The organism is Limnohabitans sp. (assembly GCF_030158565.1).
In the GTDB taxonomy this organism is placed as follows: Bacteria; Pseudomonadota; Gammaproteobacteria; order Burkholderiales; family Burkholderiaceae_C; genus Limnohabitans_A.
This window is the reverse complement of sequence record NZ_JAOASQ010000037.1, coordinates 15672-36896: the sequence shown is the minus strand read 5'-3', so window position 1 is coordinate 36896 and position 21225 is coordinate 15672. Positions and strand designations below refer to the sequence as shown.

The 21225-nt window shown below is 57.6% G+C and carries 23 protein-coding genes and 1 riboswitch; of the genes, 17 read left to right on the top strand and 6 right to left on the bottom strand.

Features of this window, described 5'->3' with window-relative positions:
- Window positions 1-4: 4 nt before the first annotated feature.
- Both Q1W40_RS07715 and Q1W40_RS07710 read left to right on the top strand, forming a co-directional pair.
- Window positions 5-1000: a tripartite tricarboxylate transporter substrate-binding protein gene (locus Q1W40_RS07715; protein ID WP_300710683.1), complete on the top strand. Its 996-nt coding sequence runs from the start codon at window positions 5-7 to the stop codon at window positions 998-1000.
- A 61-nt stretch (window positions 1001-1061) separates the two neighbouring features.
- Window positions 1062-2624 (top strand): malonyl-CoA synthase, encoded by a 1563-nt coding sequence (locus tag Q1W40_RS07710; RefSeq protein ID WP_300710681.1) that lies wholly within the window; start codon window positions 1062-1064, stop codon window positions 2622-2624.
- 60 nt (window positions 2625-2684) lie between these two features.
- Here the strand turns inward: Q1W40_RS07710 and Q1W40_RS07705 are convergent, their stop codons facing one another.
- A complete protein-coding gene (locus Q1W40_RS07705; protein ID WP_300710679.1) occupies window positions 2685-3995 on the bottom strand; it encodes an ABC transporter substrate-binding protein in 1311 nt (436 codons plus the stop codon).
- A 94-nt stretch (window positions 3996-4089) separates the two neighbouring features.
- Window positions 4090-4533 (bottom strand): universal stress protein, encoded by a 444-nt coding sequence (locus Q1W40_RS07700; RefSeq protein WP_300710677.1) that lies wholly within the window; start codon window positions 4531-4533, stop codon window positions 4090-4092.
- Window positions 4534-4639: 106 nt separating this feature from the next.
- Between Q1W40_RS07700 and Q1W40_RS07695 the strand changes: the two genes are divergently transcribed.
- The 9 genes from Q1W40_RS07695 (at window position 4640) to Q1W40_RS07655 (ending at window position 12520) form a co-directional block, all read left to right on the top strand.
- A complete protein-coding gene (locus tag Q1W40_RS07695) occupies window positions 4640-6979 on the top strand; it encodes a cation-translocating P-type ATPase (RefSeq protein ID WP_300710675.1) in 2340 nt (779 codons plus the stop codon).
- A 10-nt stretch (window positions 6980-6989) separates the two neighbouring features.
- Window positions 6990-7127, top strand: coding sequence for a cbb3-type cytochrome oxidase assembly protein CcoS (gene ccoS / locus Q1W40_RS07690; RefSeq protein WP_089960903.1), 138 nt, complete (start codon window positions 6990-6992; stop codon window positions 7125-7127).
- Window positions 7128-7197: 70 nt separating this feature from the next.
- On the top strand, window positions 7198-8634 hold the full coding sequence (gene ccoN, locus Q1W40_RS07685; RefSeq protein WP_300710668.1) for a cytochrome-c oxidase, cbb3-type subunit I: 1437 nt from the start codon (window positions 7198-7200) through the stop codon (window positions 8632-8634).
- 13 nt (window positions 8635-8647) lie between these two features.
- Window positions 8648-9274, top strand: coding sequence for a cytochrome-c oxidase, cbb3-type subunit II (gene ccoO / locus Q1W40_RS07680; protein WP_300710666.1), 627 nt, complete (start codon window positions 8648-8650; stop codon window positions 9272-9274).
- A gap of 12 nt (window positions 9275-9286) precedes the next feature.
- The gene (locus Q1W40_RS07675; protein ID WP_108330154.1) at window positions 9287-9427 is read left to right on the top strand and encodes a cbb3-type cytochrome c oxidase subunit 3; all 141 of its coding nucleotides are present in this window, start codon (window positions 9287-9289) and stop codon (window positions 9425-9427) included.
- A 36-nt stretch (window positions 9428-9463) separates the two neighbouring features.
- Window positions 9464-10381 carry a cytochrome-c oxidase, cbb3-type subunit III gene (gene ccoP, locus Q1W40_RS07670; RefSeq protein WP_300710662.1) on the top strand — a complete coding sequence of 306 codons (918 nt, stop codon included), beginning with the start codon at window positions 9464-9466 and terminating at the stop codon, window positions 10379-10381.
- A 72-nt stretch (window positions 10382-10453) separates the two neighbouring features.
- Window positions 10454-11911, top strand: a complete 1458-nt coding sequence (gene ccoG / locus Q1W40_RS07665) for a cytochrome c oxidase accessory protein CcoG (protein ID WP_300710660.1) — start codon at window positions 10454-10456, stop codon at window positions 11909-11911.
- A gap of 23 nt (window positions 11912-11934) precedes the next feature.
- Window positions 11935-12198 carry a nitrogen fixation protein FixH gene (locus Q1W40_RS07660; RefSeq protein ID WP_300710658.1) on the top strand — a complete coding sequence of 88 codons (264 nt, stop codon included), beginning with the start codon at window positions 11935-11937 and terminating at the stop codon, window positions 12196-12198.
- 28 nt (window positions 12199-12226) lie between these two features.
- Window positions 12227-12520, top strand: a complete 294-nt coding sequence (locus tag Q1W40_RS07655) for a hypothetical protein (RefSeq protein ID WP_300710656.1) — start codon at window positions 12227-12229, stop codon at window positions 12518-12520.
- A gap of 69 nt (window positions 12521-12589) precedes the next feature.
- On the opposite strand, the gene fnr is transcribed toward Q1W40_RS07655, so the two are convergent.
- On the bottom strand, window positions 12590-13312 hold the full coding sequence (fnr, locus tag Q1W40_RS07650; protein WP_108322780.1) for a fumarate/nitrate reduction transcriptional regulator Fnr: 723 nt from the start codon (window positions 13310-13312) through the stop codon (window positions 12590-12592).
- Window positions 13313-13521: 209 nt separating this feature from the next.
- On the opposite strand from fnr, the gene hemN reads away from it, so the two are divergent.
- The 4 genes from hemN to Q1W40_RS07630 all read left to right on the top strand — a co-directional run bounded on the left by hemN (window position 13522) and on the right by Q1W40_RS07630 (window position 16436).
- Window positions 13522-14904, top strand: coding sequence for an oxygen-independent coproporphyrinogen III oxidase (gene hemN, locus Q1W40_RS07645; RefSeq protein ID WP_300710653.1), 1383 nt, complete (start codon window positions 13522-13524; stop codon window positions 14902-14904).
- Window positions 14905-14955: 51 nt separating this feature from the next.
- The gene (locus tag Q1W40_RS07640) at window positions 14956-15633 is read left to right on the top strand and encodes a sulfite exporter TauE/SafE family protein (protein ID WP_300710651.1); all 678 of its coding nucleotides are present in this window, start codon (window positions 14956-14958) and stop codon (window positions 15631-15633) included.
- A gap of 77 nt (window positions 15634-15710) precedes the next feature.
- The gene (locus Q1W40_RS07635; RefSeq protein ID WP_300710649.1) at window positions 15711-16268 is read left to right on the top strand and encodes an SIMPL domain-containing protein; all 558 of its coding nucleotides are present in this window, start codon (window positions 15711-15713) and stop codon (window positions 16266-16268) included.
- A gap of 12 nt (window positions 16269-16280) precedes the next feature.
- Window positions 16281-16436, top strand: a complete 156-nt coding sequence (locus Q1W40_RS07630; protein WP_300710648.1) for a hypothetical protein — start codon at window positions 16281-16283, stop codon at window positions 16434-16436.
- 18 nt (window positions 16437-16454) lie between these two features.
- Here the strand turns inward: Q1W40_RS07630 and Q1W40_RS07625 are convergent, their stop codons facing one another.
- From Q1W40_RS07625 to Q1W40_RS07615, 3 genes are all read right to left on the bottom strand, one after another.
- The gene (locus Q1W40_RS07625) at window positions 16455-17270 is read right to left on the bottom strand and encodes a sulfite exporter TauE/SafE family protein (protein WP_300710646.1); all 816 of its coding nucleotides are present in this window, start codon (window positions 17268-17270) and stop codon (window positions 16455-16457) included.
- 249 nt (window positions 17271-17519) lie between these two features.
- Window positions 17520-17846, bottom strand: a complete 327-nt coding sequence (locus tag Q1W40_RS07620; RefSeq protein WP_300710644.1) for a cell division protein ZapA — start codon at window positions 17844-17846, stop codon at window positions 17520-17522.
- On the bottom strand, window positions 17843-18073 hold the full coding sequence (locus Q1W40_RS07615; RefSeq protein ID WP_300710643.1) for a DUF904 domain-containing protein: 231 nt from the start codon (window positions 18071-18073) through the stop codon (window positions 17843-17845). Before Q1W40_RS07615 ends, Q1W40_RS07620 begins: the two co-directional genes overlap by 4 nt.
- Before the next feature lie 71 nt (window positions 18074-18144).
- A riboswitch (cobalamin riboswitch) is annotated at window positions 18145-18392 on the top strand.
- 50 nt (window positions 18393-18442) lie between these two features.
- Between Q1W40_RS07615 and Q1W40_RS07610 the strand changes: the two genes are divergently transcribed.
- Together Q1W40_RS07610 and Q1W40_RS07605 are read left to right on the top strand one after the other, a co-directional pair.
- The gene (locus Q1W40_RS07610) at window positions 18443-20410 is read left to right on the top strand and encodes a TonB-dependent receptor (RefSeq protein ID WP_300710641.1); all 1968 of its coding nucleotides are present in this window, start codon (window positions 18443-18445) and stop codon (window positions 20408-20410) included.
- Between the two features lie 6 nt (window positions 20411-20416).
- Entirely contained in the window at window positions 20417-21223 is an 807-nt protein-coding gene (locus Q1W40_RS07605; protein ID WP_300710639.1) for an ABC transporter substrate-binding protein, read from the top strand.
- The last annotated feature ends 2 nt before the right edge of the window (window positions 21224-21225 follow it).

Below are 21225 nucleotides of genomic sequence, written 5' to 3'. Positions count from 1 at the left end.
AACCATGACAGCATTCAATTTCCAAACGGATCGCCGCGGCGTTCTCAAATACGCCGCTTCGATCGCGGCCACCGGGGCGGGTGTTGCACAGGCCCAAAGCGCCTGGCCTGCCAAGCCCGTGACCTTGATCGTGCCTTTTCCTGCTGGCGGTGGAACAGACGCTTTTGCGCGGCCCATGTCTGCGCAGTTTTCCAAATTGACGGGTAAGCAACTCATCGTTGACAACCGGGGCGGCGCGGGCGGTACTTTGGGCGCCGGGGTTGCAGCCAAGAGTACGCCCGATGGCTACAGCTATTTCATGGGCGCGGTGCACCACACCATTGCGCCTTTCATGTATCCCAAGCTTGACTATGACCTGGAGCGCGATCTGGTGCCACTGATCCTGGTGGCCAATGTGCCGCAGGTGCTGGTGGTCAATCCCAAGAAGTTTCAAGGTGCCGACTTCAAAGCCTTTTTGGACGAAGTCAAGAAGAACCCTGGCCGCTTCAACTATGGCTCGGCCGGTGGTGGCACCTCTCACCATTTGGCAGGCGAGTTGTTCAAGCTTCAAAGCAAGACCTTCATCACCCACATCCCTTACCGTGGTGCAGGCCCTGCATTGCAAGACCTGATCGCGGGCAACGTGGACATGATGTTCGATGGTTTGGGGTCTTCGGCGGCGCACATCAAGGGCGGTCGCATCAAGGCCTTGATGGTGTCGGGCAGCAAGCGCAATGCCGCTTTCCCTGACGTGCCGTGTTCCGCCGAGTTGGGTCTGCCCGACTACACCGTGTCCACCTGGTATGGCATCTGGGCCCCCAAGGGGACGCCTGCCGATGCGCAGACCCGCATGATTGAAGAGGTGCGCCGTGCGTGCATGGCTGACGAAGCCAAGGCCGTGTGGACCGGGCAGGGCGCTGAGTTTCCCAACCTGACGGGTGCGCAATTCGATGGCTTCATCAAGAAAGAATTGGCCAAGTGGTCACAAGTGGTCAAGGCCTCTGGTGCCAAGCTGGATTGATTTTTCAAGGGTTTCAAAGGCCCTTTGATCGGGGCTTTTTCTTCATATTTGCACACCATCCATGAGCTCACACAATTTGTTTTCGGCACTGCGTGCCGCATTTCCCTCTGACCTCCAGGCGACCGCCGTAGAGACCGATGAAGGCCTTCGCTACAGCTGGGCCGACTTGGAGCGTGCCACCGCCATGATGGCCAATTTGCTGAAGTCGCTCGATTTACCCGAAGGCAGTCGCGTGGCGGTGCAGGTCGAAAAATCGGTTGAAGCGATGATGCTTTACCTGGCCACCTTGCGGGCGGGTTATGTGTTCTTGCCATTGAACACGGCTTATCAAAGCGCCGAGATCGAGTACTTCATCGGCAATGCCGAGCCCGCCGTGGTGGTCTGCAGTGGTGCCAATTTCGGTTGGGTCAGCAAGATCGCTTTCAAGGCGGGCACGCAGCATGTCTTCACTTTGAACGACGACCGAACCGGCAGCTTGCTCGACCGTGCGGCGCACCACAGCGATCAGCACAAGACCGTCAGCCGAAAAGCCGATGACCTGGCCGCCATCCTTTACACCAGCGGCACCACCGGCCGCAGCAAAGGCGCCATGCTCACGCACGGCAACATGCTGAGCAACGCGCTGACGCTCAAAGACTACTGGGGCTGGAAGACGACCGGAGGACCTGATGGCCATGGGGACGTGCTGATCCACGCTTTGCCGATCTTCCATGTGCATGGCTTGTTTGTGGCCATCCACGGTGCGCTGATCAACGGCAGCAAGATGATCTGGATGGCCAAGTTCGATCCCAAGCGCGCCATCGCGCACATGGCCAAGGCCTCTGTGTTCATGGGCGTGCCCACGCTGTATGTGCGCATGCTGGCCGAGCCCAGCCTCAACAAGGCGGCGGTCAAGAACATGCGTTTGTTCATTGCGGGCTCTGCCCCCTTGCTGATCGAGACCTTCACCGAATGGCAAGCGCGCACGGGCCACACCATTTTGGAGCGCTACGGCATGAGCGAGACCGCCATGCTGACGTCCAACCCCTACGCGGCAGACAAACGCTATGGACAGCAGTCCGAGCGCCGAGGCGGCACGGTGGGCTTTCCTTTGCCGGATGTTTCGCTGCGCGTGCGCGGCGACGATGGTCTGGATTTGCCGGTGGGGGAGATCGGTGGCATCCAGGTCAAAGGCCCCAATGTGTTCAAAGGCTATTGGCGCATGCCCGAAAAAACGGCCGAAGAATTCACAGCCGATGGGTACTTCAAGACCGGTGACGTGGGCAAGGTCGATGAGCGAGGTTATGTCACCATCGTGGGTCGCAGCAAGGACCTGATCATCAGCGGTGGCTACAACGTGTACCCCGCCGAGATCGAGGGCTACATCAACGAGATGAAGGGCGTGGCCGAAAGCGCCGTGGTGGGCGTGCCGCATCCGGATTTTGGTGAAGTGGGGGTGGCCGTGGTGATCGCCAAGCCAGGCGCTGCTGTGCAGCCCGATGCCATCATCGCCGAGCTGAAAGCCAAGCTGGCCAATTTCAAGATCCCCAAGAAATGCTTTGTGGTGACGGAGCTGCCGCGCAACACCATGAGCAAGGTGCAAAAAAACTTGCTACGCGATCAGTACAGGGGCTTGTTCATCTGAGATCTGCAAGCGCCACAAAAAAGACCGCCTCGGCGGTCTTTTTTGTGGGAACAAGTGCGGTCACTTTTTCAGATACGCGTTCTTTTCGTGAATCCGCTGGATGTGCTCTGCGGCCTGCTCAGCGCTCATCTCTCCATTGATGACTTTCACGTTGACGTACCAGAGTTCTTCTTCCAATGAGGGCCAGACCCGGTTGAGTTTTTCGGCGTTCAATCGGATGGTGTCGTCGCAGCTTTTGCGCCAATCCAGCATCTCCTGGCTCAAGGGATCATTGACCACGACCTTGTGTTTGGACAAGGAAAAGAAGCCACTCAGCGTGTCCGTCAATAACTGGGCGAATTCCGCAGAGGCCAACCAGTCGATGAACAGTTTGGCCGCTTCGGGGTGTTTGGTGCTTTTGTTGATGCCGATCCCAAAGTCTGGGTGCACCGACAGATGACAGCGTTGACCCACAGCCTCCACAGGGGGCTTGAAGACGCCCATGTCAATTTTCTTTTTGTAGGCGAAGCTGGTGTTGCGCAGGAAGTCGATGTCCCATGAGCCTGTGGGGTAGACGGCCGCCAAGCCCGTGGCAAACAGGATCTGGATGTCGCTGTTGGACATCTCACTTTGTTTGGCGTGCATGTAGGGCTTGAGTTGGCCCATCATGCGCCATGCCCTGATGAATTCCGGATCGGTGAATTTCTTGCGGCCCTGAATCAATGCCAGCCGTGATTTTTCACCTTCCCAGAAGTTCGGCCCCAAGCCCGTGAAGATCACCTGGTTTGTTTCCCACATGTCTGCAGTGCCCAAGGCCAATGGGGTGACTTTGCCTGCGGCAGACACTTTTTGGAGCAAGGTCATCCACTCCGCAACGGTGTTGGGTGGCTCCAGCTGCAGGTCTTTGAAGATTTGTTTGTTGTAGAGGATGCCGTGGATCACATAGGCCACCGGCATGCAATACGTTGTTTTGCCATCGTCCGAAGTCCATGCGCGGCGGGCGTTTTGATCGAAATTTTGAAGTTGGGGCTCTGTCAGGGCTTGCAAGTAACCCTTGGCATTCAAGCGCATGCCGCCGTCAAAAGGGCGACAAAACACCAGATCGCCCGCACGTCGGGTGGACAGTCGGGCATCCAGACGCGGGTCGTAGCTGAGCGCTTCTTCGGGGGCAAATTTCAGCCGAATGCCCGGGTGCTTTCTCTGAAAAGCCGGGATCAATACTTTGTCCCAAAAAATCTGATCGTCTTTGCGCCAGCTTTCGATCACCAGCTCCTGCGCCTGGGCGCTGGCGGCCATGAAACTCAAGCTGAGCAAGCACAGGCGCCATGAGCGTTTGAGCGCCCCGCCGAACGCTTGCATCAGGCGTGCGAGGGTGTGTGTGGTTGTTTTCAAAATGGTGATGGCTGTATTTGTTTGAGTACTATTTTATGACGCCATTCAGGCGCCACCCATCACCTGCGGGAGCCCCGAGGGGCTCCCGCACAGATCAGCGCAGAACCAGCACAGGGATGTGCGAATGGGTCAGTACTTGTTGCGTTTCGCTGCCCAGCAGCAAGCGTTTGATGCCTTTGCGGCCATGCGAGGCCATGACGATCAGATCAGCTTTGTGCTTTTTGGCTGTGGCAATGATGGCGTCCGAGACCACATCAGACTTCACCGTCACGCTCTTGCTGACCACGCCTTTGGCTTTGGCTGTTTTTTGGACCGCATCCAGCGCGGCTTTGGCGGCTTCAGTCCACTGGCCTTCGATGCGGCTGACTTCCGAGGCGGACAAAGGAATGCTGCCTTCAAAGTAGGCTTGGGGGTAACGGGGCACGACTTTCAGGGCGACCAATTCGGCGCCGCAGGTGGCGGCCAGCGCGATCGCGTTGGTCACGGCTTTTTTGGACAGGGTGGAACCATCGGTGGCCACAAGAATGCATTTGTACATAAGGTGCTCCTCAGCGTCGTTGAAAACTTCAGTTTAAATCGCAGCGCTGGCCCGCTTCTTGATGCACATCAAGCTTCGTGTCAGGGCCTTGGCTTATCGTTCAGGCATGACTGAAGTCAATGTTTTGCCATCTCCACCTCTTGCCATCGCGCAAGAAGACGCATTGGAACGCGAGCAAGGTCTGAAATTGCTGGACGATCCGCAGGAGTGGGCCGCCTTCAGTCTTCCGGAAAAAACCCAGGCCGGTTGCTGGAGCTCCAGCGTGGTGTTCGAAGGCATGCATTGCGCGGCTTGCGCCATCACCCTCGAGGATGCCTTGCGCGCCGTACCGGGTGTGGGGGCTGTGCAAATCAATGCCGCCAGCCACCGCGGCCGCATTGTGTGGTCGCCGGAGCTCACCCGGCCCTCTGAATGGATGCGCTCGGTTGAGCGCTTTGGCTACAAGGCCATACCCGCCAACGATGCACATGCCCATGAAAGGCGCCGTCAGGAAGGGCGCCGCATGGTCTGGCGCCTGGCCGTGGCCGCGCTGTGCATGATGCAAGTGATGATGTATGCAACCCCGGTCTATGTGACCGAGCCGGGCGACATCACGCCCGAGATGGTGCATTTGCTGCGCTGGGCCTCCTGGGTCTTGTCTTTACCAGTGGTGTTTTTCTCGTGCACCCCGTTTTTGCGCAGCGCCTGGCGCGACCTGCGGCACCGGCAGGTGAGCATGGATTTGCCGGTGGCCTTGGGTATGGTGGTGACCTTTGTGGTCAGCAGCATCGGCACGTTTGAGCCCACCGGTCCTTTTGGGGCCGAGGTCTATTTTGACTCGTTGACCATGTTTGTGTTCTTTCTGTTGACCGGGCGTTGGCTGGAGTTGCGCATGCGCGACCGCACTGCAGGCGCACTGGAGGCGGTGCTCAACCGCTTGCCTGACAGTGTGCGCAAACGCATGCCCGATGGGCTGTGGGCATTGATCTCCATTCGCCGTTTGGCGGTGGGCGATGTCATTGAGGTGCTGCCAGGCGAGGCCTTGGCCGGGGATGGCCTGGTGCTGGCCGGTCAAACGCAGGTGGACGAGGCCTTGCTCACGGGGGAATCGAGCCCCTTATCGCGGCAGGTTGGCGATCGTGTGATTGCAGGCAGCCACAACCTGAGCGGCACGATCGAGGTGAAGATCGAGCAAGTGGGGGCTGCCACGCGTTATGCCCAAATCGTTTCTTTGATGGAGAGTGCTTCTTTGTCCAAGCCCTCCATGGCTTTGCTGGTGGACCGCTGGGCCAAGCCATTTTTGTTGGCCATTTTGTTGGTGTCTTTGGCTTCGGCCATTTATTGGTGGCCGACCGATCCTGCCCATGCCTTGATGGTGGCGGTGGCCGTGCTGATCGTGACCTGTCCTTGCGCGTTGTCTTTGGCGACCCCTGCGGCCATGCTGGCTTCGGCCGGTGCGCTGGCGCGAGGTGGGGTGCTGGTGCGCCGCCTGGAGGCTTTGCAAAATCTGGCGACCATTGACACCGTGATCTTTGACAAGACGGGCACGCTGACCCGTGATGCGTTTGAAGTGGCCAACATCCACACCCGGGTGGGCACCTCGCAGGCGCAAGCTTTGCAGTGGGCGGCAACCCTGGCCCGCCATTCCCTGCACCCGGTTTCGCGGGCCTTGTGGTCAGAAGCCCGTCAACGTGCCTTGGCCGAAGGCAGCCTTTCGAGCTTGGAGTCCGAGACGGCGCAGGCGGTTTCCGAGAAAGCGGGGCAGGGCGTGTCCGGGGTGTTGACCGTTTCGGGTCGCGCTGTGCCTTTGCGCTTGGGCTCGGCCGCTTATTGCCAAGCCCCCATTTATGAAGGCGCGCATTTGCAGGTCAGTTTGGCCGACGATGCCGGCTGGATCGCTACGTTTGAACTGGCAGAAGAGGTTCGGCCAGAGGCTCCTGCGGTGGCAAAGGCCTTGAAACAGCTGGGCTTGCAGCTCAAAGTGCTCTCGGGCGATGCGCAAAGCGCCGTGGCGCAGGTGGCATCCTGCGTGGGCATCGACGATGCCCGTGGGGCTTGCAGCCCGCAGGACAAATTGCAGGCGGTACAGGCTTGGCAAGCCCTCGGGCACAGGGTGGCCATGGTGGGCGATGGCCTGAACGATGGGCCGGTGTTGGCGGGGGCTGATGTGTCTTTTGCCTTGGGGCAGGCGGTCCCTTTGGCGCAATCCAAGGCCGATTTTGTGCTCATGGGGGGGCAGCTTCACGCGCTGGTGCAGACCCTGGTGCGAAGCCGTCAGACCCTGCGGATCGTCAAGCAAAACCTGGTGTGGGCCGCCCTTTACAACGCCGCGTGCATTCCTCTGGCCCTTTTGGGTTGGTTGCCAGCTTGGGCGGCTGGTTTGGGCATGGCACTGAGTTCCTTGCTGGTGGTCCTCAACGCCTTGCGCTTGTCCAAAGATGTGGCGTCCAGCACGCCTGCAGCATGAAAGAACAGCCATGGACATCCTGTATTTGTTGATTCCCCTGTCGGTCGGTTTGGTGTTTTTCATCCTGGCCGGTCTGTGGTGGGCCATTCACCGAGGGCAATTTGAGGACATTGAGGCCGAAGGCGAGCGCATTTTGCGCAACGATTGATTTTGATCAAGTGGGCTGGGTGTATACCCGGTCAAACTCTGGCAGTAGTTTTTAAAAAGAAGAGGTGAAAATGAAATTTGCCAATATGCAGGCGACTTCGTACAACGACACCGTTGTACGGCAGTTCGCCATCATGACGGTGGTCTGGGGTGTGGTGGGCATGCTGGTGGGCGTGATCATCGCGGCCCAGCTGACCTGGCCCGAGCTGAATCTGGGCATTCCATGGCTCAGTTATGGCCGCTTGCGCCCGCTGCACACCAATGCGGTGATTTTTGCGTTTGGCGGTTGCGGCTTGTTCGCGTCGGCCTATTACGTGGTGCAGCGCACCTGCAACGTCCGTCTGTTCAGCGACAAATTGGCCGCTTTCACCTTCTGGGGTTGGCAACTGGTCATCCTGCTGGCGGCCATCACCTTGCCTTTGGGTTACACCAGCGGCAAGGAATACGCCGAACTGGAGTGGCCGATTGACATCCTGATCACCCTGGTCTGGGTGGCGTTTGCCGTGGTGTTCTTTGGCACCGTGGGCACCCGCAAGGTCCGTCACATCTATGTGGCCAACTGGTTCTTTGGCGCGTTCATCATCGCCGTGGCCTTGCTGCACCTGGTCAACAGCGCCGCGCTGCCCGTGGGCATGATGAAGTCCTACTCGGCCTACGCCGGTGTGCAGGACGCCATGGTGCAGTGGTGGTATGGCCACAATGCCGTGGGCTTCTTCTTGACCGCAGGCTTCCTGGGCATGATGTATTACTTCATCCCCAAGCAGGCCGAGCGCCCTGTGTACTCGTACCGCCTGTCGATCGTCCACTTCTGGGCGCTGATCTTCACTTACATGTGGGCCGGTCCTCACCACCTGCACTACACCGCTTTGCCCGACTGGACCCAGTCGATCGGCATGGTCTTCTCGCTGATCCTCTTGGCACCCAGCTGGGGCGGCATGATCAACGGCATCATGACTTTGTCGGGCGCCTGGCACAAACTGCGTGACGACCCGATCCTGCGCTTTTTGATCGTGTCCCTGTCGTTCTACGGCATGTCCACCTTCGAAGGTCCGATGATGTCCATCAAGACCGTCAACGCGCTCAGCCACTACACCGACTGGACCGTGGGCCACGTGCACTCGGGTGCCTTGGGTTGGGTGGGTCTGGTGACCATGGGTTCGATGTACTACCTGATTCCTCGCCTGTTTGGCCAGAAAAAGATGTACAGCACCAAAGCCATTGAACTGCACTTCTGGACCGCCACCATCGGCATCGTGATCTACATCGCCGCGATGTGGATTGCCGGTGTGATGCAGGGCCTGATGTGGCGCGCTGTCAACGCTGACGGCACCTTGACCTACACCTTCGTGGAGTCGGTGAAAGCCACCTTCCCGTTCTATGTCTTGCGTTTGCTCGGTGGCTTGTTGTACCTGGGCGGCATGGTGGTGATGTTGTGGAACGTGATCAAGACAGCGACCCAGGGTCGTTCCGTCGAAGTCCAGATTCCAAGCTTGACAGCCCACGCCTGAGGAGAAATAAAACATGGCTGAAAACCAAAAATCGGGCGGTATGTCCCACGAGAAAATCGAAACCAGCAACTTCTTGATGATCGTGCTGATCCTGATCGTGTTGCTGTTCGGCGGCATGGTCGAGATCGTGCCCCTGTTCTTCCAGAAGTCCACCACCCAGCCGGTGGAAGGCCTCAAGCCTTACACCGCGCTGCAAGTGGCGGGGCGTGACGTGTATGTGCGCGAAGGTTGCTACAACTGCCACTCGCAGATGATCCGTCCCTTCCGTGCGGAGACCCTGCGTTACGGTCCTTACTCGGTGGCCGGTGAGTTCGTCTATGACCGACCATTTCAGTGGGGCTCCAAGCGCACCGGTCCCGATCTGGCGCGTGTGGGCGGCCGTTACAGTGACGAATGGCACCGCATCCACCTGAACAACCCGCGTGATGTGGTGCCCGAGTCCAACATGCCTGCGTACGCCTGGCTCGAAAAGAACCCCGTGGACGGTGCCAGCTTGCCTGCGCACATGAAGGGCCTGCGCACGCTGGGCGCACCTTACAGCGATGAAGAAATCGCCAAGGCCACGGACGACGTCAAGGGCAAGACCGAACTGGACGCTGTGATCGCCTACCTGCAAGGTATGGGCATCCACCGCAAATAAACGGAGCTCACCATGGACATCAATACCCTGCGCTCCATCGTGACCGTGCTCACTTTTGCCATCTTCCTGGGCATCATCTGGTGGGCCATGTCACGCCGTAACCAGGCCAATTTTGACGAAGCGGCGCAACTGCCGTTTCGTCAGGATGACTGAATCGTCCTCAGCACATAACAAATTAAAGGAATCGAAATGAGTGACTTCATCAGCAATTTCTGGCACTTGTATGTGGCCGGCATCACGCTGGTCAGCATCATGGCCTGTCTGATCCTTCTGTGGTTCAGCGGCAAAGCCAAGGCCATGACGGCCAATGACAACACCACGGGCCACGTCTGGGATGGCGACTTGCGTGAAATGAACAACCCGCTGCCACGCTGGTGGGTGGGCTTGTTCATCATCACCATCGTGTTCGCTTTCATGTATTTGGCGATGTACCCCGGTGTGGGCAACCTGGCTGGCAAGTTCGGTTGGACATCGGCCGGTCAGTACGACGCCGAAGTCGCCAAAGCCAATGCCGAAGTGGCCCCTTTGTACGCCAAGTTCTCGGGCATGCCCCCAGAAGAAGTGTCCAAAGACCCACAGGCCATGGCCATCGGTGACCGCTTGTTCATGAACAACTGTGCCCAGTGCCACGGCTCTGATGCACGCGGCAGCAAGAGCTTCCCTAACTTGGCCGATGCCGATTGGTTGTATGGCGGCACGCCCGACATCATCAAGGCGACTTTGACCCAGGGCCGCAACGGCAATATGCCCCCCATGGCCGCAGCTGTGGGCTCGCCCGAAGACGTGCGCAACGTGGCCCACTATGTGCTCAGCCTGTCGGGCAGTCCACATGATTCACTGCGTGCATCTTTGGGCAAGTCCAAGTTCGGTGCTTGCGCGGCTTGCCACGGCATGGACGGCAAAGGCAACCACGCCATGGGTGCCCCCAACTTGACGGACGACATCTGGTTGCACGGCTGGGGTGAAAACGCCATCGTCAACATGATCAACAACGGCAAAGTCAACCAGATGCCTGCACAGGCTTCGAAGTTGACGGAAGGCCAGATCCATGTGTTGGCATCTTATGTCTGGGGCCTGTCCAACAAGACAGTGGCCGCAGCCAAATAAGGTCGCCCATCCATCGTTGACCGATTCAGAACACCCCATTGAGGGTGTTCTGTTCATTTGAAAGCCCGTGTTTTGGACTCCCAAGAAAACCCTTCCCGAAAGATCGTGCCCATCGTCCCGGTGGCAGCTGCTGAGGATGACGTGCAAATGGTGTCGCTGTATGCCGCGACCCAAAAGATTTATCCGCGCAGCGTGCAAGGCATCTTTGCCAAGTGGCGCTGGTTCATGGTGGTCCTGACACAACTGGTTTTTTATGGTCTGCCCTGGATCGAGTGGGGCCAGCGCCAGGCGGTGCTGTTTGATTTGGGTGCACGCCGCTTTTATATTTTTGGTTTTGTCCTGTATCCGCAGGACTTCATTTACCTGACCGCCATTCTGGTCATCTCGGCTTTTTCGCTGTTCTTGTTCACGGCGGTTGCCGGGCGTTTGTGGTGTGGTTATGCCTGTCCGCAAACGGTTTACAGCGAGATTTTCTTGTGGGTGGAGCGCAAAGTCGAAGGCGATCGCAGTGCGCGCATTCGGCTGGACGGCGAAAAAATGTCGCTCGAAAAGCTGTTCAAGAAAGTCTATAAACACATTGTCTGGATGGCCATTGCCATGTGGACCGGCTTCACCTTTGTGGGCTATTTCACGCCCATCAAAGACCTGGGCATGGAGTTCTTCTTGGGCAATATGAGTTCCTGGGAAGTGTTTTGGGTGTTCTTTTATGCTTTCGCCACGTATGGCAATGCCGGCTTCATGCGCGAGCAGGTTTGCAAATACATGTGCCCCTATGCGCGCTTTCAAAGCGCCATGTTCGACAAAGACACCCTGATCGTCACCTATGACGCAGAGCGAGGCGAGCCCCGTGGTGCTCGCTCCAAAAAAGCCGACCTGACCACATTGGGCTTGGGCTCATGCGTAGACTGCAGCTTGTGTGTGCAGGTATGCCCGACCGGCATCGACATCCGCAAAGGCCTGCAATACGAATGCATTGGCTGCGGCGCTTGCGCCGATGTGTGCGACACCGTCATGGACAAAGTGGGGTATCCGCGTGGCCTGGTGAAATACTCGACCGAGCACGCCATGAAAAACGGCTGGACCAAAGAGCAAACCTTGCGCCATGTGTTCCGTCCACGGGTCATTTTGTACATCACCATTTTGGTGGTCGTGGTGGCCGCCTTGTTCACCAGTTTGGGCTTGCGCAAGCCGTTCAAGGTGGATGTGGTGCGTGACCGTGCTTCGCTGGCCCGCATTGTGGCGGGTGGCAAGATTGAAAACGTTTACCGCCTGCAAATCATGAACGCTGCCGAAAAGGCCATGAATTATGAGCTGTCGGTGGACGGTCTGCGCGACATCAGTTTGCTGCTCGAAGGCGATGCGAACGTGGCCGCCACGGAGTCGCGTTGGATTTCGGTGCGCGTCCAGCTGCCCTATGATGCGGCAACCCCCGGCTCACACCCTATCCAATTCAAGATTCGTGCAATCGACGAGGGCGGCCATGCGCAGTCCGAGTTGATTGAAAAGTCTGTTTTTCTCGTGCCACGTTGAGCACAACACACAGGGTTTCCAACATGCCTTCCCACACTTCTTCGCCTTTTCAAGACCGACCTTGGTGGACACACGGTCATGTCTGGTTGATCATTTCAGGCCCCTTGATCGTGGTGATCGCGGGTTTTGTGACTTTTTATCTGGCGGCTCACGGACAAGACCCCGTGTTGTCGACACAAGAGGTCAGCACCCAGACACAAGGCAGCGGCATCACTTTGGCGCCTGCAGTTCAGGCTCGTAACCATGCGGCCACCGGTGAACTGCCTGACCAATCATCCAAAAAATAAGCCCTTTGGGCCAACAAGGAGACGAAACATGAAAGCGCAAAGAATGATGTGGATTGCCTGGCCTGCTTTTTTGGTGGCCGGCTTGCTGGAGTTGGTGGTTTTCGGCCTCGTCGATCCCCAAGACTTGCAGTGGTTTGGTCATCCTTTGGCGCTGTCCAGACAAGGGGTTTACACCGTGGCTTTTTTTGTCTTTTGGGCACTGACCATGGTGTCCAGCGGTTTGACCACGCTCTTGTCCATGTCCCCCTTTGAGGTCAACCGTTGCCCTGTGCCCGCAAACGCGCGTCCGCAAGACTGCGCGCGTGACAACAGCTGCTGCTGACACTGAAAAAGGGGCGTGACGCCCCTTTTTTTATGCAAGTTTTGTAAGGGCTCCCCACCCTTGAAGCCGTCAATGACAATGTGCAGGGTTGTTGACCAGGCGCTGCAAACCATCGGTGTCCAGAATCCGCACATGCCGCTGCTTGACTTCTACAGTGCCATCTTCCACAAACTTTGAAAAAGTTCGGCTCACGGTCTCCAATTTGAGGCCCAGATAACTGCCGATTTCTTCTCGTGTCATGCGCAACACCAATTCGGACTGAGAGAAACCCCTTGCGTGCAAGCGTTGCACCAGATTCAGCAAAAAAGCGGCCAGACGTTCTTCCGCCCGCATGCTGCCCAAGAGCAACATCACACCGTGCTCACGCACGATTTCACGGCTCATGATTTTGTGCACATGGTGCTGTAAAGCGGTCACTTCACGTGACAGCTCTTCGATACGGTCGAAGGGCATGACGCAGACTTCAGCGTCTTCCAGGGCCACCGCATCGCAAGTGTGTTGATCGTGCACGATGCCATCCAGACCAATGATCTCGCCTGCCATCTGAAACCCGGTCACCTGATCGCGACCATCTTCGGTGGCCAGGCAGGTTTTGAAAAATCCGGTACGAATGGCGTACAGCGATGTGAACTTTTCGCCATTGGTGAACAGGGTACCGCCGCGTTTGATTTTGCGACGCACGGCCACCAGATCATCGAGTCGGTTGAGGTCCTGTTCGTTCAAACCCATGGGCATGCACAGTTCGCGCAGGTTGCAGTTGGAGCAGGCGACTTTGATGGCTTGTGGATTCATGGTGTTATCTCGTCGATGACAAATGGTTCTTGCCTTGGATCAAGTCTTGAGCTTAATACGATTTCTTTGCTGCTCTTCGGGGTATACCCGGAAACAGTCAAAAATTGAAGTTAACCATTACGAAGATTGACTTGTGTCAAAACACGCTGCATGACTTGCGGGCAAAGTCGACACCCGTACTGAACACGATTTGATTAAAGGGTGGGCTCATGTCCCTCATCACGCCTGAATTGCTGACACGATTTGATGTCCCCGGGCCTCGCTACACCTCGTACCCCACGGCAGACCGCTTTGTGGAGGCGTTTGGCGAAGCTGACTATTTGCAAGCACTTGACCAGCGAAAATCGGGTGCGATGGGCAAGCCAACGCCTTTGTCCTTGTACGTGCACATCCCGTTTTGCGAGTCACTGTGCTACTACTGCGCCTGCAACAAGATCATCACCAAGCACAAAGACCGGGCTGCAACCTATCTGCGTTACTTGACGCGTGAAGTGCAATTGCACACCGCCCATCTGGGCATGGGCCAGTCTGTCAGCCAGCTGCACTTAGGGGGCGGTACGCCCACCTTTTTGAGTGACGACGAATTGCGTGAATTGATGCACATGCTGCGGCGGCATTTTGAGTTTGTGCCGGGTGGTGAGTATTCGGTCGAAGTCGATCCCCGCACCGTCGATGAACAGCGCTTGGCTGTGTTGGCCGAGCTGGGTTTTAACCGCCTGAGCTTTGGCGTGCAGGACTTTGATCCGGCTGTGCAAAAAGCGGTGCACCGCGTCCAACCCGCTCGGCAGGTGTTTGACCTGGTGGCGGCTGCGCGCCGTCTGGGTTTCGAATCGGTCAACGTCGACCTGATCTATGGCTTGCCCTTGCAGACCCCAGAGTCGTTTGAGCGCACCTTGGCACAGGTCAATGAATTGCGCCCGGACCGCATTGCCTTGTACGCCTATGCGCATTTGCCCGAGCGCTTCAAGCCTCAGCGGCGCATCCATGCCGCTGAGCTGCCTTCAGGTGGTGCCAAAGTGGCCATGCTCTCCAGTTCGCTGGATGCCTTCACTGAGGCGGGCTATGTCTACATTGGCATGGACCACTTTGCCTTGCCCGGCGATGCCTTGGCTGTGGCCAAGCGGCAAGGGCGCTTGCACCGCAATTTTCAGGGCTACAGCACCCAAGCCGATTGCGATTTGATTGCCCTGGGGGTGTCCTCCATTGGCCGTGTGGGAGCCACCTACAGCCAAAACGCCAAGACCATGGAAGAGTATTGCGATCTGCTCGACCAGGGGCATTTGCCCGTGGTGCGTGGCCTGGCGCTGACGCGTGACGACTTGATCCGTCGCGCCGTGATCATGGCCTTGATGTGCCAGGGGCAGTTGCAGTTCGAGTCCATCAACCTGGCTTGGCTGGTGGACTTCAAGAAATACTTCTCAGCCGAATTGGCGCAACTCGATGACATGCAGGGCCAAGGCTTGGTGCAGCTGAGCGACACCGGCATTCAGGTGACCGGCATGGGCTGGTTTTTTGTGCGCGGCGTGGCCATGGTGTTTGACCGCTATCTGCAAGCCGACCGCAATCGGACCCGTTTTTCCAAAATCATCTGAGCTAGGATGGGCAAGATGTCTGCGCAGGAGCGCGGATCAAGCGGGAAAAACATGCAAAGTTCTTTGGCCATCACTGCGTTGATGATGGGTCTCTTGGGTGGTCCTCACTGCGTTGCCATGTGTGGGGCTGCCTGTGCAGGTCTGGGGCAGGCGGCCGGTGAGCACCGTCTGCGTGCGCTTTGGACTTTCCAAGTCGGTCGGATGTTGGGGTATTCATTGCTGGGCGCAGCCGCTGCGTACAGCGTGCAGGGCCTCGGGTGGCTCACCACCCAGTCCGCTGCTTTGCGACCCCTGTGGACCTTGCTGCATCTGTCGGCAATGGCCTTGGGGCTGGTGTTGGTGGTGCAAGCGCGCCAGCCGGTGTGGCTCGAAGCAGGGGCCCGCAGACTGTGGGCGCGTGTTCGTGCTTTTCATCAGCGCTCCGGCGCCGTCGCGCCTTTGCTGGTCGGACTTTTGTGGGCACTGATGCCTTGCGGCTTGCTCTATTCCGCCTTGATGGTCGCCGCTTTGGCGGGCGATCCTTTGAGTGGCGCGAGCAGCATGGCTCTTTTCGCGTTGGGTTCGAGCTTGAGTTTGTGGACCGGGCCTTGGTTGTTGCTGCGCCTGCAAACCCTTGGTGATGGCGCGTGGGGCGTGCGCGTGGCCGGCTTGGCCCTGGTGGGCTTGTCCTCTTGGGCTTTGTGGATGGGCTTGGTGCACGACCAAGCGCCATGGTGCGTTACACCCTGATACGACGTCGAAGTGTCTGATGGCCCGTTGACGGCCCTTGGGCGCTCACAATGGCACCTCATTTTCACGAGGTGTTCATGCGAAATTTCAACAGCTTGTCTGCTGTCATCATTGTGGCGTTGTCCAGCATCACGGCCCATGCACAAAATTCTGTGACCAAGGATCCGCTTGTTGCCTCTTCTCAGATTGTGCATTTGAGCGCATCGGCTTCAGCGCAGGTCACTCAGGATTGGCTGGTCATGACCTTGGCCGTGCAAAAAGAAGGGACCGATGCAGCCGCCGTTCAAAAGCAGATCAAAACGCAGCTGGCTTCTGCATTGAGCTTGGCGCAAGGTTCTGCTCAAGCGGGTTTGCTGGATGTCAGCACAGGCCAATTGTCGGTCTCCCCGCGTTATGGCCGCGACGGCAAAACCAACGGTTGGACCGGTGTGGCCGAATTGGTGTTGCAAGGTCGCGATGTGGAGCGCATCACCGCTGTGGCCGGACGCGTGCAGGGCCTGACCGTCAGTCAGATGCATTGGGAAGTCAGTCCTGAACTCAAGCGCCAGACCGAAAGCCGCATTCAGGGTCAGGCGGTGGCGCAATTCCAGGCGCGAGCCAGTGCATTGGCCTCCAGCTTTGGCTTTGGCACTTAAGGTCTGCGCGAGGTGCGTGTCACCAATCAGGAGACATCGGGTGAGCCGCCTCAGGTACGCATGGCCTCGATGCAGATGGATGCCGCGCCATCTCCCATGCCCATTCCTGCGCAGGCGGGTCAGTCCCGCGTGGTGGTCAATGTTGCGGGCAGCATCCAGCTCAAATGAGCGGACACGCCAAGCGGATCAGGCGCTCAGGCCTTTGTAGAGCATGTAGGCGGCCAGCACATACAAGATGGTGGCGAACACGCGCTTGAGCTGTTTGACGGGCAGCTTGTGTGCCGTGGCCGCACCCACAGGGGCCATGGTCACGCTGCACACCGCAATCACCACCAGCGCTGGCAGCCACAGGTAGCCAAACGAATAGTCAGGCAGGTTCTGCACGTTCTGACCGCTGACGATGTAGCCGGCCACGTTGGCCAAAGCAATCGGAAAACCCAAGGCTGCGCTGGTGGCCACCGCGTTGTGAATGGCCACATTGCACCAGGTCATGAAGGGCACGCTGATGAAGCCGCCACCGGCGCCAACCAGACCCGACAACAAGCCGATCAAGCCGCCGGCACCCAATTGACCGGTAAAACCAGGCATTTGGCGGGTAGGGGCGGGTTTCTTGTCCAGAAACATTTGCGTGGCAGAGAAGCCCACGAATGCGGCAAAGAACAAGGCGAGCGATGCGCCTTTGACGAATGCAAAAATGCCCATGCTGCCGATCAGGCTGCCCAGCACAATGCCGGGTGCCAGACCTTTGACCAGATCCCAGCGCACGGCTTTTTTCTTGTGGTGAGCCCGCACGCTCGACACCGAAGTGAAGATGATGGTCGCCATCGAGGTGGCAATGGCCATCTTCACGGCCAGATCAGGACCCACGCCGCGCTGTCCGAGCAAATAGGTGAGGAAGGGCACCATGATCATGCCGCCACCAATGCCGAGCAGACCGGCCAGAAAACCTGTGCAAAGGCCCAGAATGGCCAATTCGGCCAGCAGCGTTGGTTCAATCATCATGGTGAATTGGAGTGCAAGTGAAGAAGGTGTCTGCGAATGCCACCGGACCGTCATCCTGAACCGGGGGTTCAGGTGGGCGAGGGCAGACTGGCGTTGGGTTCATCTGACGCGAGACGATCACGCTCACCAGCCAATGTACCAAGCCCGTGCTCTAAGAGCATTGGTTCAAGGAAATATAAAGCCCGGCATGCACCGCAGACCATGGGATTGTAGGACTTTCAAAAGACCTGCCACAGAACAACGTCTGCATCAGATCAATTGACCGTCTTGCTCCAGAACATGGTCCAGGCGGTTGAGCAACTGCGACAAGCGCTCTTGCGATGCTTCGGGGACATCGGCCACTGCAGCGCTGGCAGTGGCGCTTGGCGATGGCGCTTCAGCTTGATCAAAAGCCAGGTTCAACGCGGCCAGAACGGCAATTCGGTCACGCGCCTTGATCTTGCCGGCATCGCGGATTTTGCACATGGCTTCATCCACTTTGCGCACGGCAGCCAGCAAGCGGTCTTCACCACCCTCGGGGCAACCGAGGATGTAACTTTGCCCCATGATCTGGACGTCCAATTGTTTGTTGCTCATGCTGAAGCCTCAGGAGATGCGGGGGCGTTGGATGCAGGCAAACGCTCAATCAAGGCATCCACACGGGCTCTGGCTGCCGCCAGTCGGGATTTGAGCTGGTCACGCTCAAGGGTCAGCGCCTGGACTTGCTGGGCCAATAAAGCGTTGGTGCGTTGAAGCTCTTCGTGGCGCAGCAACAAATGATCCACACGCTCGGCAATTTGATCAATGGTGTCGGAATGGGCCATGGCAGACAAAGAAAAAGAGATTTCGCATTGTAGAGCGTGGGCGATTTTGTAGGCTAGGAGACAGTTTGGCGCATAAAATGACCGCTGTTGGTGCTCGCGATGCCGGTTCACGGCGCGCAGTTCAACGGGAAGCAGGAGGGACAAGCCAACTCGGCCCACCTAACCTGCGCTGCCCCCGCAACGGTAAGCAGACGGGTTTTCAGTCAAACGAAAACCCAGCTTTCATCTCAAACCACTGGCCGCCCTGAAACAGACTGCTGGGAAGGTGATGAAGGTCGCTCTGTCAGCCCGGATACCGGCCAACAAGGTGACCTGTCGCAAGACCGGTCGTGAAGCCCATGCACTGTCGGGGAAGGCGGTGAGGGCGTTTTGACTTGTTTATTTATCATGAAGACTCTATTTAGCCCTATCTACATGGCGGTTGTTTCTGTGGCCGCTGGTCACGCGACTTCTTTTGCTCAGAGTGTTTCTACCAGTGCAACCTCTGAAACTGTGATCACTGCTGGTCGTATACCGCAGGACCCATTTTTGTTGCCACAGGGTGTGACGGTCATCACAGCAGAGGATATTCACACATCGGGTGTCACCAATGCCAATGAAGCCATTCGGTTGTTGGGGGGCGTCATCGGTCGCATAGACACTTCGGGTGGCAGAAACCAGACACTGGATATGCGGGGATTTGGTGAAACTGCGGGCAACAATGTGGTGATTTTGATTGATGGAGTTCGCCAAAATGAAGGCGACTCCGGCAGTGCCAATCTTGCTTGGATTCCTCTATCTAGTATCGAACGCATTGAAATCGTGCGCGGCAGTGGGGCTGTTTTGCATGGTGATGGTGCCACTGCTGGAGTGATCAACGTGATCACTCAAAAAGGTCTTGCACAGCCGGGGGGCTCTGTTGGAGTCCTCGCGGGTAGTTTGGGGACGCGAGAAGCCCGATTTTCTCTCCACACAGGCGATGACGCTTGGCGCTTTCAGTTGCATGGCGGCCGTTATGAGACCGACAACCACAGGGACAATTTTGCTCGGCAGGAGAACAACGGGTTGGCCAGAGCCGTCTGGTCTGAGGGCGCAGCGCAGTGGTCTTTTCAATTGGGATCCCAGGACTACAAGGGACGATTGCCTGGTGGATTGACGCTCGAAGACTTTCGCACCAGCCCCCGCAAAACTTATTTCCGAGACGATCACGGCAGTGGGCGCTCTGGCAATGTCCTCGTCAGCGGGGAATTTACGTTGCTCGATTGGCGTGTCGGCTTGGATTTGAACCAACGCTGGAACACCATGGAGTCGGTCTATGTTCGACCTGCATACACATATACAGATGCCAGTGATAGCAGTGCAAAACGTCTGGGCCTAAGAACTTGGCGAGAGTTCCGTTCTGAGGGCATTTTCCAGAAACTGGTGTTGGGATTGGATGCGGAGAACTGGAGTCAAAATCGCAACAGCGGGGAGTCTTTGTTGGACCAGACTTCACGGGCTATTTATGCAAGACATGAAACCAACTTTGTGCCGCAAGGATTGAGTGTGTATGCTGGAGTCCGTAGAACTCAGGCTCAACGCGAGATCACGGGAGGTGCGGTTGGAGTTCTGGATGCGAACAACACATCGTGGGAGCTGGGATCAACTCTGCAACTGAGCGAGACTGCACAAGTCTTTGCCCGGACGGGCACCAGTTTTCGCTTGGCGACGATTGATGAATTTGCTTGCTACCCCTATCCAGGGTACAGCTGTCCAAGCGATCCTAACCGCCTTCGTCCACAGACATCACGTGACCACGAAATTGGCTATCGCAGGTCCCAGTCATGGGGCAAATGGACGGCCCGTTATTACAGCAACGATCTGACAAACGAAATTGGCTACGACGGTAGTGCCAACGTCAACTTTGATCCAACCCGTCGCGAAGGGGTTGAACTCGAAAGCCAGCATCGTTTGTCATCTTCTGTGGATGCGTCAGTTCAAGCGGCGCACCGTAGGGCGGTCTTTCGTTCAGGACCCCATGACGGGCGAGATGTTCCGATGGTGCCGCATGATAGTTTGACGGCTCGGTTGTCTTGGCGCATGTCTAGTACCCAGCAAATCGTCGTATCTGGTCAGTGGGTCGCTCAACAACGTGTAACCGGAGATTGGGACAATGCATGTACAGAAAAAATCCCAAGCTATGGCGTACTGAACCTCCGCTATAACCATCAAATTGATATGTGGACCTATTCTGCTGCTATCAATAATGTGACAGACCACTCTTACTACAACTACCGCTCACGTTGTTCTCCAACTGAGCAGTCGGTGTACCCAGAAGCTGGTCGCTCGGTGTACCTCAGTGCACAACGACGTTTTTAATCTCAGATGATTACTGCCCTCGCCCCCCAACGCATCGTCTGCCTCACCGAAGAGGCGACGGAGTGGCTTTACCTGTTGGGGCAAGAGCAGCGCATTGTGGGCATCTCGGGTTACACGGTGCGGCCGCGCCGTGCCCGCGATGAAAAGCCCAAGGTAAGTGCTTTTTTGAGCGCCAAGATCGACAAGATCCTGGCGCTCAAGCCCGATTGTGTTTTTGGTTTTTCTGACCTGCAGGCCGACATTGCCTCTTTGCTGATCAAGGCTGGTGTGCAGGTCACCATCTTCAACCAGCGCAGCGTGGATGAGATTTTCTCGATGCTCTACCAGGTCGCGGCCATGGTGGGCGAGGCCGAGCAAGGCCTGACCCGGCTGTCGGCCATGCGCGCCGAGCTGGACGCCATCGGCCAAAAGGCGGCCAGCTTCAAGCGCCGCCCCAAAGTGTTTTTTGAAGAGTGGGACGAGCCCCACATCAGCGGCATCCGCTGGGTGTCGGAATTGATGGGCATCGCTGGCGGTGACGACGTGTTCCCCGAGCTGGCCGTGCAGTCGCTGGGCCGTGACCGCATCATTGCCGATGGACAGACCATCGTGGAACGCGCCCCCGACATCATCATCGGCTCGTGGTGCGGCAAGAAATTCCGTCCCGAAAAAGTGGCCGCACGCCCAGGCTGGCAAGACGTGCCCGCGGTGCGCAACGGGCAGTTGTTTGAGATCAAGTCGGCCGACATCCTGCAACCCGGACCCGCAGCCTTGACCGATGGTGTGGCGCAGTTGCACCGCATCATCAGCCAATGGGAGGCTCAATATGCCTGACT